This window comes from Microcoleus sp. A2-C3, assembly GCF_036706065.1.
Taxonomy (GTDB): Bacteria; Cyanobacteriota; Cyanobacteriia; order Cyanobacteriales; family Microcoleaceae; genus Microcoleus.
The window spans coordinates 110,910-123,295 of sequence record NZ_JAUBVX010000009.1 but is presented as its reverse complement, the minus strand read 5'-3'; the positions used below and the strand labels follow the sequence as shown (position 1 = coordinate 123,295).

At 47.0% G+C, this 12,386-nt stretch carries 14 protein-coding genes; 12 read left to right on the top strand and 2 right to left on the bottom strand.

Annotated elements, in window-relative coordinates; all coding sequences use genetic code 11:
* Positions 1-87: 87 nt before the first annotated feature.
* The 6 genes from QUB66_RS07760 to QUB66_RS07735 all read left to right on the top strand — a co-directional run bounded on the left by QUB66_RS07760 (position 88) and on the right by QUB66_RS07735 (position 6,355).
* Entirely contained in the window at positions 88-1,527 is a 1,440-nt protein-coding gene (locus QUB66_RS07760; protein ID WP_332967139.1) for a DUF2079 domain-containing protein, read from the top strand.
* A gap of 578 nt (positions 1,528-2,105) precedes the next feature.
* Positions 2,106-2,468 (top strand): ferredoxin thioredoxin reductase catalytic beta subunit, encoded by a 363-nt coding sequence (locus tag QUB66_RS07755; RefSeq protein ID WP_265233595.1) that lies wholly within the window; start codon positions 2,106-2,108, stop codon positions 2,466-2,468.
* A 146-nt stretch (positions 2,469-2,614) separates the two neighbouring features.
* A complete protein-coding gene (locus tag QUB66_RS07750; protein ID WP_265233594.1) occupies positions 2,615-3,049 on the top strand; it encodes a DUF309 domain-containing protein in 435 nt (144 codons plus the stop codon).
* 361 nt (positions 3,050-3,410) lie between these two features.
* Positions 3,411-3,917 carry an LptA/OstA family protein gene (locus tag QUB66_RS07745; protein ID WP_265233593.1) on the top strand — a complete coding sequence of 169 codons (507 nt, stop codon included), beginning with the start codon at positions 3,411-3,413 and terminating at the stop codon, positions 3,915-3,917.
* A 347-nt stretch (positions 3,918-4,264) separates the two neighbouring features.
* A complete protein-coding gene (lptB, locus tag QUB66_RS07740; protein ID WP_332967135.1) occupies positions 4,265-4,993 on the top strand; it encodes an LPS export ABC transporter ATP-binding protein in 729 nt (242 codons plus the stop codon).
* 195 nt (positions 4,994-5,188) lie between these two features.
* Positions 5,189-6,355 (top strand): LptF/LptG family permease, encoded by a 1,167-nt coding sequence (locus tag QUB66_RS07735; protein WP_265233591.1) that lies wholly within the window; start codon positions 5,189-5,191, stop codon positions 6,353-6,355.
* Between the two features lie 166 nt (positions 6,356-6,521).
* Here QUB66_RS07735 and QUB66_RS07730 read toward each other — a convergent pair whose 3' ends face one another.
* Both QUB66_RS07730 and QUB66_RS07725 read right to left on the bottom strand, forming a co-directional pair.
* Positions 6,522-6,668, bottom strand: a complete 147-nt coding sequence (locus tag QUB66_RS07730) for a hypothetical protein (protein ID WP_332967132.1) — start codon at positions 6,666-6,668, stop codon at positions 6,522-6,524.
* Entirely contained in the window at positions 6,655-8,001 is a 1,347-nt protein-coding gene (locus tag QUB66_RS07725; RefSeq protein ID WP_265233589.1) for a hypothetical protein, read from the bottom strand. Before QUB66_RS07725 ends, QUB66_RS07730 begins: the two co-directional genes overlap by 14 nt.
* A 323-nt stretch (positions 8,002-8,324) precedes the next feature.
* Here QUB66_RS07725 and QUB66_RS07720 point away from each other — a divergent pair, with 323 nt between their 5' ends.
* The 6 genes from QUB66_RS07720 (at position 8,325) to QUB66_RS07695 (ending at position 12,352) form a co-directional block, all read left to right on the top strand.
* Positions 8,325-8,456 (top strand): hypothetical protein, encoded by a 132-nt coding sequence (locus QUB66_RS07720; RefSeq protein WP_332971220.1) that lies wholly within the window; start codon positions 8,325-8,327, stop codon positions 8,454-8,456.
* Positions 8,456-9,175 carry a 6-phosphogluconolactonase gene (gene pgl, locus QUB66_RS07715; RefSeq protein WP_265238401.1) on the top strand — a complete coding sequence of 240 codons (720 nt, stop codon included), beginning with the start codon at positions 8,456-8,458 and terminating at the stop codon, positions 9,173-9,175. The genes QUB66_RS07720 and pgl overlap by 1 nt, the downstream gene beginning before the upstream one ends.
* 206 nt (positions 9,176-9,381) lie before the next feature.
* Positions 9,382-10,176 carry an FHA domain-containing protein gene (locus tag QUB66_RS07710; protein WP_332967131.1) on the top strand — a complete coding sequence of 265 codons (795 nt, stop codon included), beginning with the start codon at positions 9,382-9,384 and terminating at the stop codon, positions 10,174-10,176.
* A gap of 97 nt (positions 10,177-10,273) precedes the next feature.
* On the top strand, positions 10,274-10,756 hold the full coding sequence (locus tag QUB66_RS07705; protein WP_442923156.1) for an FHA domain-containing protein: 483 nt from the start codon (positions 10,274-10,276) through the stop codon (positions 10,754-10,756).
* A 56-nt stretch (positions 10,757-10,812) separates the two neighbouring features.
* On the top strand, positions 10,813-11,550 hold the full coding sequence (locus QUB66_RS07700; RefSeq protein ID WP_332967130.1) for a PRC-barrel domain-containing protein: 738 nt from the start codon (positions 10,813-10,815) through the stop codon (positions 11,548-11,550).
* A 343-nt stretch (positions 11,551-11,893) separates the two neighbouring features.
* Positions 11,894-12,352 carry an FHA domain-containing protein gene (locus QUB66_RS07695; protein ID WP_265238393.1) on the top strand — a complete coding sequence of 153 codons (459 nt, stop codon included), beginning with the start codon at positions 11,894-11,896 and terminating at the stop codon, positions 12,350-12,352.
* Positions 12,353-12,386 lie beyond the last annotated feature (34 nt).

Sequence of the window (12,386 nt, the reverse complement as noted above, 5' to 3'; positions counted from 1 at the left end):
TGAGTCTGGTGAATTAACCGTAATTCCTGTAGGGGCGGGTTCACCATTGTCTTTGATAAAGTGCATCAATCCAATAAACCCGCCCCTATGAACAATTTTAAGCTAAAGTATCATCCAGTAATTTGGCAAATCGCCCTTTTTGCCCTAATATTTTTTCTATGCAGCAGTGTACGCCACGCCCTGCTTGAATCCAACGCTTTTGAACTGGGAATTTACGATCAAGTAGCGTATCTAATCAGTCAAGGACAAACGCCGTTTTCCTCATTTCTCGAAATTCACCACCTGGGAAATCACGCGGCTGGGGTGATGTATCCCGTGGCTTTGCTTTACAAAATCTATCCCGATGTTCATTGGCTGTTGTTAGTGCAAGCCGTAGCTCTATCATCCGGTGCTTTGCCAGTTTGGAGTTTGGCCAGTCAAGCTGGATTAAAGAATAGTATAGCTTGGGCGATCGCCTGTATCTACCTTTTCTATCCCTTAGTCTTCAATGTCAACCTCTTCGACTTCCACCCAGAAGTAATTGCCTTACCCGCACTGCTAGCAGCAATCCTAGCCGCGCGGCTGAATAAAACTCTGTGGTTTTGTGCTGCCATCGTCTTAGTTTTGAGCTGCAAAGCCGTGCTATCTTTAACTGTGGCTGCGATGGGATTGTGGCTTTTGTGTTTTGATAAAAAACGCAATTGCGGACTCATAGCTCTATTTCTCGGCGTGGGTTGGTTCCTGGTAGTTACTCAGGGAGTTATACCGTATTTCAATCAGGGAAGAGAACACGCGGGAATCGGGCGATATCAATATTTAGGAAACTCGGTTTTAGAAATAGCTGTTAATTTAATCTTGAAACCAAATCTGATTTTAGGGCGGATTTTTTCTGGTGATACTTTTGAATATTTAGCATTATTGATATTGCCTGTAATTTGGTGGCTTTCGCCACGGCATCTGACAGCTTTAATTAGTGCGGTTCCGATGTTGACGATGAATATTCTTTCTGATATCCCGGCTCAACGAGATTTGATTCATCAATATTCTATTCCGATATTGCCGTTTTTGTTGGTTGCCGTAATTTCCAGTTTAGCAGCGAGGAATCAGCACCAGGGAAAGATAATATTTGATAGATTGCCAATTCCTAAGTATCCATTGCCGAGAGTGATTGTAATTTGGTCGTTGATTGGTTTCTTAGCTTTGGCAAAATACGGCTATTTTTGGACTATTTATGTAGATTCCCTGGATACCTTGCCGGCTAGCAGAGAAGCAATTGCTCTCGTTAACACAAAAGGCAGTGTGTTAACAACTTCTCATATTGCTCCGCAGTTAACGCACCGCTCTGTAGTACGCTTAACTCAGGCTCAGACGCCTCCTGTAAATCTCGCAGAGTTTGAGTATGTCTTGCTTAATCTGAGGTATCCTGGCTGGATGAGCGATCGAGCTTTTGTACAAAACCTAGTAACTCAACTCGCCAACAATCCCCAATTTCAACTCAAATATCAGCGGGATGACATTTATTTATTTGTCCAAAAAGCAAACAAATAAATCATCTTCTCTTCTTTCGCGCCCTTTGCGCCTAAGCGCTTCGTAACATAAATCTCATTCACAAATCAATTTCAAATCAATCCTCCGCTTTCAAAGCTCTTATTGCAAACTTCAATTAAGTTTTTAGCGTGCAAACCAATAGTTTACTGCGCCTAGAGGTAGCTAGCAGCGCGGGAGGTGGATTTTAACATTAATCTGACCAAAGTACAGTCAGCGAGCAAAATCAGCCGGGAGGGAGGAGATTTTGGTGGCCGGTGGGATCCGGGGAAATTGCCATCAGATGCTGGTCACAAGGACAGGGCTGTGCTATATTATCTCATTTATATCCGCTTTGGGGGATGATTGATAAGGGCGCGCGATCGCCCCAATCTATGAGACCGCTGCAAAAACCAGGACAGCCGCCAGTTTCCCGAACCGAGACGGATGCGTGAAAAATCGCTAAAAAACCGACAACCTAAAACTCAATTTTTGTCAAGATTTTGCTCCTTGTAAGTAAACAGAAATATCAAGTGTTTAAAATCACATTCTGCGCTACAATTGTCAAAAGCTCGTAGCATCCTCAACTCCGATCCTGAACTATGAACACAACAGAAAAATCTAAACTCTCCAACGAAAAAACCTTGGAGGCAATGAAGAATTTCTCCGAAACCTACGCCAAGCGCACGGGCACTTACTTTTGTTCCGAGCCTTCAGTCACTGCTGTCGTCATAGAAGGACTAGCAAAACATAAGGACGAACTAGGCGCTCCCCTATGCCCTTGTCGCCATTACGAAGATAAAGAAGCCGAAGTCAAAGCCGCCTACTGGAACTGTCCTTGCATTCCCATGCGCGAGCGGAAAGAATGTCACTGTATGTTATTTCTGACGCCAGATAACGATTTCGCTGGAACTAATCAGGAAATTGGCATGGATCAGCTTCAAGCTGTCAGAGAGACTATGTAATCGTTTAAGTAGGCGGTCGTGAATTTGCCGTAGTTTTGAAAACTGGTCGTGATTATTCCTATTTTTAAGACTTAGCTATTAATAAAAACCGATCGCCGCCTACTCAAACACGAATTCCGAATCCCCAATCCCCAATCCCCAATCGCATGACAGAGGAAATGCCGATCGAGTTTTGGCAAGGTATCGAACAATTTAACAGCCAAGATTTTTACGCTTGTCACGATACATTAGAGGCTTTGTGGATGGAATCCGGCGAGCCGAATCAAAGATTTTATCAGGGAATCTTGCAAATTGCCGTCGCGCTTTATCACTTAAGCAATCAAAACTGGCGCGGTGCGGTAATATTGCTGGGAGAAGGTATAAATCGGCTCAGTTATTATCAGCCGAGTTATGCCGGAATTGCCGTTAAAGATTTGGTCGGACAAAGCGCTAAACTTTTGAACACTTTGCAACAAGCTGGCCCGGAAGTAGTCGCTAATTTTTTACCGTTATTCGTAGGTACAGAAGTTGCAGGCTTGCAATTGCCATACATTTTGAAAGATCAGACGACGGTTGATACTTCTTCAAATTATCTGCGTTAATCTGTGTACATCTGCCTTGAAGGAGCGGTTGCTCTATCAATCCCAAAATTATCCAACAAGTTTATTGACTTAAAACTACGCCAGAGAGGGCTGAACTCTTCACCACAAACCGCAGACAGAGAACTTCAGTCCTTACTAAAAACTGTAAATCAGCCAAACAGGTCGTGAAAATGTCTATTGTCTTGCTAGGATAATTGGTTGACGCTCTCTGGCAGGTCGATCGACCTTACGGGAATTTTTCACGGCCGTTAAGATAAAATACCTAACTGATCGGGTGTGGTGGATCTAATCTGCATACGGAAAAATCTGGGAGTGAGATAATGCCCTTCAGCAATTTCACAAATTTTGAGGCTTGTAAGCTATGATGCCCTCCGCTAAACTACTCAATTCCCGCATATTCAAAGGATTATCGCTGCTGTTGCCGCTGACTCTGGCAAGCACTCTAGCCTCTCCCACTTACCCACAGGCTGCCCCGCCCCGCACTCTTTCCGTGCGATCGGACATTCAAGAAGCCGACTCCAAAACCGGCATCGTGACAGCCCGCGGCAACGTCCAAATCAACTATCCAGCCCGCCAAATACAAGCAACCGCAGCTCAAGCTCAATACTTCAGCCGCGAGCGCCGGATCATTCTCAGCGGAGACGTTTATGTATTGCAGCAGGGCAACAGCCTGCGCGGCGAAACCATAACATACCTTATCGACGAAGGGCGGTTTATTGCCCTGCCAGACAACCCAGGACAGGTAGAATCTGTCTATCTGGTTGCCCCGGAACAAGATTCAGCAGTCCAAAATACGATCGGGAAACCAGCCCCGGTTAATCCAAATCCCGGTGCTAAACCGCCCGCACCCCGAACAGCCCCCAAATAACAGCCTCCAATCGCAGCAAAATTTCGCATCCGCAAAAACATACTACTTGGGATAGATGCGAAATTTCGTTGTCTTAAGATTAAAAAGTTTTAGTATTTAGAAGATCGACTTGAGACGCGATCGCACAAGCCTGAATTCTGGAATTTAACTGGCAAGTGATCCACCTAATTAAACGTAAAATACCGATCGCTCAAAGGCTTGCTGTGTATTTCTTCTTTTTATGCTGAGCGAAGTCGAAGCACCTTCTACCTTCTACCTTCTACCTTCTACCCTCTTCCTTCTTCCTTCTTCCCTCTTCCTTCTTCCTTCTTCCTTCTTCCTTCTACTTAAAAATTGCCTCGGCGATCATGAAAATTGTACTCGAAAATATTCACAAATCCTACGGAAAACGCCATGTAGTCAGTCGCGTCAACCTTTCAGTAGCCCAAGGAGAAATCGTCGGACTGCTCGGCCCCAACGGTGCCGGCAAAACCACAACATTTTACATCGCAACCGGATTAGAAAAACCCAATCAAGGGACAGTTTGGCTCAACGATTTAGACATCACTAAATTGCCGATGCACAAACGAGCACATTTGGGAATAGGCTATCTCGCTCAAGAAGCCAGCATTTTTCGCAACATGACCGTGCGCGACAATATTTTGTTAGTCCTGGAACAAACTCAAGTGCCCCGTTGGGAATGGAAAGAGCGAGTCGATTTCTTGTTGGAAGAATTTCGCTTACAAAAAATATCATCCAGTTTGGGAATTCAAATCTCTGGAGGAGAAAGGCGGCGGACTGAACTGGCGAGAGCCTTGGCTGCTGGGCGAGACGGGCCGATGTTCCTATTTTTAGACGAACCGTTCGCAGGCGTCGATCCGATCGCAGTTGATGAAATTCAGACGATAATTTCCAAACTGCGCGATCGTCAAATCGGCATCCTGATCACCGATCACAACGTCCGAGAAACCCTCGAAATTACCGATCGAGCCTACATCATGCGAGACGGTCAAATTTTAGCATCCGGCGCTGAAGAAGAACTCTACAGCAACCCTTTAGTGCGGCAATATTACTTGGGTGACAACTTCGTGCGATAGTCTTTGATAGCAGAAAGCAGAATTTTAGAATTGAGAATTTAACTTTTACAGTCCAGGACGCATCAAACCAAAAAAACCGGGTTTTTCACCCAATCTGCGGACTGCGGAGCGTCTTTTCGTAAAAAACCCGGTTTCTGACTAGCCGTGCGTAATTCCTATTTTAAATTAAGGAGCAATCAGCGAGAACGCGCAACTATGAAAATAGCAATGTCCAAATCCTTCAATCCCCTCAACTGGCTACCGAGAATTTCAGTAATGGACTGGTACATTACCAAAGAACTCATCGGCCCATTTCTGTTTGGTGTCGGACTATTTACATCAGTCGCCGTCACCGTTGGAGCCTTATTTGAATTAGTCCGCAGAGTAACAGAATCAGGCCTCCCCTACGGCGCCGCTATGGAAATTTTCCTACTGCAAATTCCATACTTTGTAGTATTAGCTTTCCCCATGTCAATGCTGCTAGCAACCTTAATGAGCTACAGCCGACTTTCCAGCGACAGCGAACTCATCGCCCTCCGCAGTTGCGGAGTTAGCATTTACCGATTGATCATGCCGGCAGTCATTATGAGTTTAATCGTTGCCGGCTTCACCTTTGCTTTACAAGAGTTAGTCGTACCCGCCGCTAGCTACAGAGCTACTTTAACTTTAGACAGAGCCCTGAAGCGAGAAAAACCGACATTTCAAGATAGAAATATTATCTACACAGAATTTCGCAAACCAGAAAAAGGCGGTGAAGAAATCCTGTCCCGCTTTTTTTATGCAGAACAGTTTGACGGCCAGCAAATGAAAGGTTTAACAATTATCGATCGCTCCACCCCAGGCCTCAATCAAATCATTTCTTCAGAATCAGCTACTTGGAATCCCTCAGAAAACACCTGGGATTTTTTCAACGGAACCGCTTATATAGTAGCTCCAGACGGCTCTTACCGCAATATAGTTAGATTTCAACACCAGCAATTACAACTCCCCCGCACGCCCTTAGATTTAGCTGCGAGAGTGCGAGATTTCAAGGAAATGAATATTGCTCAAGCTTTAGAGCGTTTGGAAATCATTAAAAATAGCGGCGATGCACCGCAAATTCGCAAACTCAAGGTGCGAATTCAAGAAAAATATGCTTTTCCTTTTGTGTGTCTGGTATTTGGTTTAGTGGGAGCCGCTTTGGGAACTCAACCGCGCCGCTCCGGGAAAGGGACAAGTTTTGGTATTAGCGTAGTTGTAATTTTTACTTACTATGTATTTGGTTTTATCACCAGTTCAATGGGCGTGAAAGCTGTTTTGACTCCGATTATATCGGCTTGGCTGCCGATCGCATTTGGCTTAGGAATAGGAGGATTGTTGTTGGGAAGAGCCGCGTCTAGGTAAGTTTTACCAATCAAATTGCTAATTGGTAATTAATTTCGGTTAAATCGGAATAATCACGCAGTGCGAGCGTCCCCGCTCGCGAGTTAAAACATAGTGCTGAAATCGCAAAAATATGATTCCGATGCGAGCGGAAAACCATATAACTGCTTAAGTTAAAACTGACATCTCAAAGCATTTTTTTATTCTTCCTTCTTCCTTCTTCCTTCTTCCTTCTTCCTTCTTCTTTCTTCCTTCTTCCTTCTTCTTTCTTCCTTCTTCCTTCTTCCTTCTTCCTTCTTTCTTCTTCCTTCTTCCTTCCTTTAAGGATTAGCAAAAGTATTAATTTCGCCGCCGCCAATATACCGTCCCGGAGTCAAAGAGCGAGGTGTAGAAAAAGGTTGCGGTTGAATTGGCTGCGCGTTCTGATTGGTGTTTTGGGGAACAGCTCCAAAGTTAGGCTGACCAGGTAAGTTAAGGCGACTCGGTTGAGGCTGTTGAAATTGAGCATTCGCTGAATTGGGAGAGAATTGAGGGCTAATTATCTTGCTTCCCCCGATGCCAGGGGACTGCCCAAAATTGGGAATTAGCGGTATTGGCGAAGGTGTGGCGACGGGAACTGCCACAGGTTGAACGGACGGTGCGAAGCCGGAGTCAGATAAATTAGTTTGGTAGGGATTTTTGGGTAAAACCACAGTTGGAGTCTGTGGAGTAATTGTGGAGATGACTGATACTCTAGAATTTAACCCGGCCAATGATTCAGGAACCGTAGCTGCTGGGTTTAAGAATTGTTGAGAGTCGCTAATAATTGTATTTGTCGGAGCCGCAAGTGGCGAGAGTGTCGCGGGAAAATTCACAGGATTTGCTCCAGCTTGAGTCGTAGCGGCGGTTGGCAGGAAATTTGTCGGATTTGTTGGAGAATCGGGGGATGGGGGTCGATCGAGCAATTTAGCCGAATTTGCACTTTTTACAGCCGCCGTTGCCGAAGTGTTGGCAGCGATGTATTTTTTCATGGCTGCTTGCAGGGGACTCAAAGCCAGAGGATTGTCGTTTTGTTTACCTGAATTACCGCTACCTGATGCCTCCGGTAAAGTTGCTTCCGTACCCGCAGACTCAGGAGCGATCGTTTTTATCCCGGAAATGGTCGCCCCACTGCCAGATAAACTCAAATCTGATGTCGCGTTTGAACTTGGCAAGTTGGAATTTTGCGGGTTATTGTTGACTGTCCCAACCGCAGAATTTTGTAAATTTGGCAAGGACAAAAATCTGCTGATTGCCGCCTGCTTGGGGGCTGAAAATTGCCGAGAAATTGTTAATTTGCGATCGCGAATTTCCTCGAATAAACCTTTGCTTTTGATTGCTGATGAATTGAATAAGTTCAGTTCAGAATTAGACTCATTGAACTGATTGACTAGCACCGGCAAGCTGTCGATTTCAGCCGCAATGGCGCTATCTTCAGCAGACAGCCCGGAGATCGAATCTGGGTTGTTTGAGTCTGCTGCTGCTTCGCCATCTATGCTCAACCTTTCTGGATTTACGGACACCTCCCAGATAAATAACCCGCCGGCACACAGCACGGCTAGCGGAGCCCAAACCGCGGGTTGCGTCCAGTGGCGCAACCGTGCTATCAGATAGCGGACAGATGTAGGGAATTTCTTAAAATTTGACATAGTTTTGCTTCCATCCGATCGTGCGGACTTAAAACTATTTTTCATAGTCTACCACATCAATCTTGAGGATTTTTGCTGTTTCGTGGTAAGTGCGATCTTCTCTTCTGCAAGCTTCGCTAACGGACTTTTGATTGAAAGTTGCGAAAAATATAATAGCATAAGCAAGAATCAACAAGGAAGTTGCAATATATATAGCTCATGAAAAGTGCAATTAAGAACGTCCTAATTCTCGGGCACGGTTGCTACAGATGTATGCAACAGGTGAAGCTCGATCGATCACTGGAAGGCATAAGTGTTGCCAACTAAAATAAAGCAGGCTAAGAATGATAAAATCTGACGCAAGCACGGTGTTGAGCCTGCGTGGGTGTCAGCCGATCGACCTCAAAGCAAAATGTCAAGGCAAAATTGACATTGGCAAGGAAGCAACACGAAGACGAAAGTTGAGAGAAAATTAATGAAAAAAGTAGTAGAAGTATTAGCAAATCGGGAAGAACTCATAGAGCGCTCTCTCGCGGTTGTCTTGTCGAAAATCCCAGCAGCCATCGCAGAACGCGGAATTTGTACGATCGCCTTGGCGGGCGGCAGCACACCAGAACCGCTCTACAGAGCGATCGCCACCCAAGACCTGCCTTGGGACAAAATTCACGTTTTCTGGGGCGACGAACGCTACGTTACCCCACAGCACCCGGACAGCAATCAAAAAATGGCGCGCCTCGCTTGGCTCGATCGAGTAAACATCCCCGCCAGCAACATTCACCCGATGCCCACAGGCGCGGCTGACCCCGCAGCCGACGCCTCAGCGCACCAAACCGAATTGCAGCAGTTCTTCAAAATATCAGAAGGTGAGTTTCCCGCTTTCGACATCATTCTATTAGGCATAGGAGACGACGCCCACACAGCCTCTCTATTTCCCGGCACAGCAGCCTTGCAAGTCCGCGACGCTCTAGTAACTGTCGGCAACAAAGACGGTCAACCCCGCATCACTTTTACAGTCCCCTTAATCAACCGCGCCCGGTGCGTCATCTTCATGGTCGCAGGAGCCAGCAAACAACCCGCCCTCGCTCAAATTTTTGCCCCCGCAGCCGACGCAATGACCTATCCAGCCAGACTCGTTGAACCAGAGGGCGAACTTTGGTGGCTGCTCGATGCGACCGCAGGCGAAGCGGTAAAATAGCCGAGACAGCTTGCGCCATGCCAATATAGTCAACAGTATCACTCACGGACGATCGCCAATCAGCGCAAACGTCACGGCGTGAGTGGACTTGCTAGTATTAGCTAAGTAGTATAAGAATTGTGGCTGTTAAAGTTAAAATTTGACTATATACACGACTATTTTTATGAGGCTGATTTGAAAATCTGGCCGATAGCAAGGAGAAATCGATGATTGTCTGTCCCAATTGCAATCACCAGAACCCCGACGGGGCCAGCCAGTGCGAGTCTTGTTACACGCCTTTACCCGTTACCGCCAGTTGCCCAAACTGCGGTGCAGCGGTTCAGGCAGATGCAGCATTTTGCGGTCAGTGTGGCTTTAATTTGCGTCCGGGTTCCTACGTTCCAGAAGTTGAGGTGACAGTACCGTCCGCCTCGCCTGTGGACCCCACAGTGGTATCGCCACTGGTGCCGGACTTAGCGCCAACCGAACCCCTGACGATCGCAATGGAACCTCTAGTTACCCCAGATCTGGGGCCGAACTTGGAAAAAACTCCCGTCAGCATCCCTACGATTGCAGAACCCTCGCCGTCGCCATCGGTTCCTGTTACAACTGAATCGGTGGCAACAGCACCAAATACCTCTCCCCCGGTTCCCGACCCACAGCCAGCGGGTGTGGCGAAAACTCAACTGCAACAGCAGTCGGCGCGTCTGATACACGTTCAGACAAATACGCCGATCGAATTGCCTCACAATCTGGCTGTGATTCACATCGGCAAGCCAAATGATTTGGTGCCGCCGGATATTGATGTTTCGGGATTTGCTAATTCTGAGATAGTTTCTCGGGTACACGCAAATCTCCGGGTGGAGGGAGATGCTTGCTACCTAGAAGATGTAGGGAGTTCTAACGGCACTTATGTCAACAATACTTCCCTGCCCCGCGGAAACCGACATCGGTTGCGACCGGGAGACCGCATCTCTCTGGGGAAAGGAGACCTGGTTACGTTTCTATTTCAAATCTCTTAGATCGAGTTTGGATTGGGCTAGAGAAAGTCTAAAATCTAAAATCGCATCTTGAGGCGCTCTACCAAAACTCAATGCTGCCAATGTGATTAAGCTGACCTTGCTACATCCACTCCAGTCTATTCCCGTCCGCAGTTGGATCTTTGATGACGAACAGGTCGTCCGGATCGGGCGATCGACCGAAAACCACGTCGTTCTTTTTAGCGCTGTGGTTTCTCGTCGCCACATCGAATTGCGACGCAGCGGTATAACTTGGGAACTGATTAATTTAGGTACCAACGGCACTTACCTCGATGGTAAGCCGATCGCTAAGGTTCCCGTTGTGGACGGTCTGATCGTTCACTTGGCTCGATCGGGACCGAAAATTCAAATCAACGTCGATGCGAATCAGTCCTCAGTCCAGTTAGCACAAATTAGCGTCAAGTCAAGGGAAGCTAAGGTAATTGACGCTCCCTCGGAGGACGCCCAGATTAGCACGATTCCTCTTCCCAGCCACAAAGAAGTTGGCACTTCCAAGGAAGAAGAGGAGTTGACGGAGGCAGAAAATACTCGCAATTATTCGGAACAAGAAGAAGAATATTAAATCGGCATCTTTGGACGATCGACATTTTTCTCTCGCTGGCACTCAGGAGTTTATTTATGAGTACATCACAACAGATTGTTAGGCGCAGCGAACTGCAAGGCCGTCGCACGATCGACCGCCGCACGGCGGAAGAGGTCGGCAGGGTGGATCGGCTTTGGCTCGATCCTCACTCCCAGCGGGCGATCGGCTTTACTTGCAAGTCGGGACTTTTGGGCAGCAAAAAAACCTGGTTCGCTTGGGCGCAAGTTGATACGGTGGGCGAAAATGTTTTTGTGACGATTAACCCGGAACTCCCGGAATTGCATCAGCCGGAACAAGCTGTTTGTCCGATCGGGCTTGAGGTGCTCACGGATGCAGGAAATAAGGCGGGTACGGTGGTTGACTACCTATTTGATGTCCGCACTGGTTCTGTTACCGATTACCTGTTTAAATCGAGCGGCTGGCGCGGCGTTTTAGACGGGATTTACTTGCTGCCGGTGGCAGCTATTTCGACCATCGGCAGCAAGCGGGCGATCGTCTCTGAGGCTACTGTATCGGAACCGGTGCAGTATGCGGAGGGACTGCACCACAAAGTCGGGATCGTAGCAGAGTTTTTACAGGAAGATTTCGACAAAACTCTCAAAAATGTGGCTGGCGTGAAGCGGGGCGCTCGAAATCTGGCGGGGAAAATTCAAGATAAAGCTCTAGAAGTCAGGGATGTAGCTCAAGAAAAAGTGGCAGAGTTGAAGCGGCAAAGGGATGAATCTGTACCGCCAGATCCGGCACAACCGCCAGAGTCCGATTTGCCCTCTTAGTGTGGCCTCCCTGATCGAGAAAGCTGCTACTTGCCGATCGCATTTTTGGGGCGGCCCGTACCAGGAAGGTCGATCGGTATTTTCGTAGGAGATTGAGGCTTTCTGTGCGAGGAATTCCACCGCTACTCAAAGCATTGTATTTTAAACGTATTGCATCAATAAGGAAAATGTTAGCAACTCAAAAAGACCTATGCTGTTTGATACAACCAACTATTATTTCATCTAGAATGAGTAGCGTCGGACTGATAACGCCTTTAATTATCAAATTTTTTGCGGTTTTATCCCAAAAATTAGCTCTTGAATCATCCCCGTTTCTGTCTTGCGGTGGAGTGTCAAAACATCAGTGATCACCTTAACTCTGCTACATCCTATCCAGTCTGTCCCGGTTCAAAGTTGGTGTTTTGAATCCGAATCGGTGGTTCGGATCGGTCGATCGAACGACAATGATGTAATTATTTACAGCGCTGTAGTTTCCCGCCACCACGTAGAGCTGTGGAATCACCCTTATGGCTGGGAAATTATTAATTTTGGCGCTAACGGCACTTATGTAGATGATAGACCGATCGCTCAGGTTTCATTAGCGGACGGGATGACGATTCGCTTGGGCAATTCCGGGCCGAAAATCAGGATTCGCGTGGGCGCGACGACTGTCCCACCGACCAAAATAACTCGGCCGCCACATTCTGAACTCGCCGACAAAAAGGACGAAGTTTCAAAAGAAAACTCAACTACTTGGTCTCAGACTGGGGGAATCATCGAAGACTATGAACATGGAGCGCTGACTCAAATCGATCTTGACTGACCGGCCGGTATCTATGCCTGCTCGCAAACTCCAA

What these genes read in the sequence shown, in the direction of transcription:
- QUB66_RS07745 (WP_265233593.1), top strand. Translation starts at nt 3,411, where the DNA reads ATGATGCCCTCCGCTAAACTACTCAATTCCCGCATATTCAAAGGATTA.
- QUB66_RS07760 (WP_332967139.1), top strand. Translation starts at nt 88, where the DNA reads ATGAACAATTTTAAGCTAAAGTATCATCCAGTAATTTGGCAAATCGCC.
- QUB66_RS07710 (WP_332967131.1), top strand. Translation starts at nt 9,382, where the DNA reads ATGATTGTCTGTCCCAATTGCAATCACCAGAACCCCGACGGGGCCAGC.
- lptB (WP_332967135.1), top strand. Translation starts at nt 4,265, where the DNA reads ATGAAAATTGTACTCGAAAATATTCACAAATCCTACGGAAAACGCCAT.
- QUB66_RS07750 (WP_265233594.1), top strand. Translation starts at nt 2,615, where the DNA reads ATGACAGAGGAAATGCCGATCGAGTTTTGGCAAGGTATCGAACAATTT.
- QUB66_RS07700 (WP_332967130.1), top strand. Translation starts at nt 10,813, where the DNA reads ATGAGTACATCACAACAGATTGTTAGGCGCAGCGAACTGCAAGGCCGT.
- pgl (WP_265238401.1), top strand. Translation starts at nt 8,456, where the DNA reads ATGAAAAAAGTAGTAGAAGTATTAGCAAATCGGGAAGAACTCATAGAG.
- QUB66_RS07720 (WP_332971220.1), top strand. Translation starts at nt 8,325, where the DNA reads ATGATAAAATCTGACGCAAGCACGGTGTTGAGCCTGCGTGGGTGTCAG.
- QUB66_RS07735 (WP_265233591.1), top strand. Translation starts at nt 5,189, where the DNA reads ATGAAAATAGCAATGTCCAAATCCTTCAATCCCCTCAACTGGCTACCG.
- QUB66_RS07725 (WP_265233589.1), bottom strand. Translation starts at nt 8,001, where the DNA reads ATGTCAAATTTTAAGAAATTCCCTACATCTGTCCGCTATCTGATAGCA.
- QUB66_RS07755 (WP_265233595.1), top strand. Translation starts at nt 2,106, where the DNA reads ATGAACACAACAGAAAAATCTAAACTCTCCAACGAAAAAACCTTGGAG.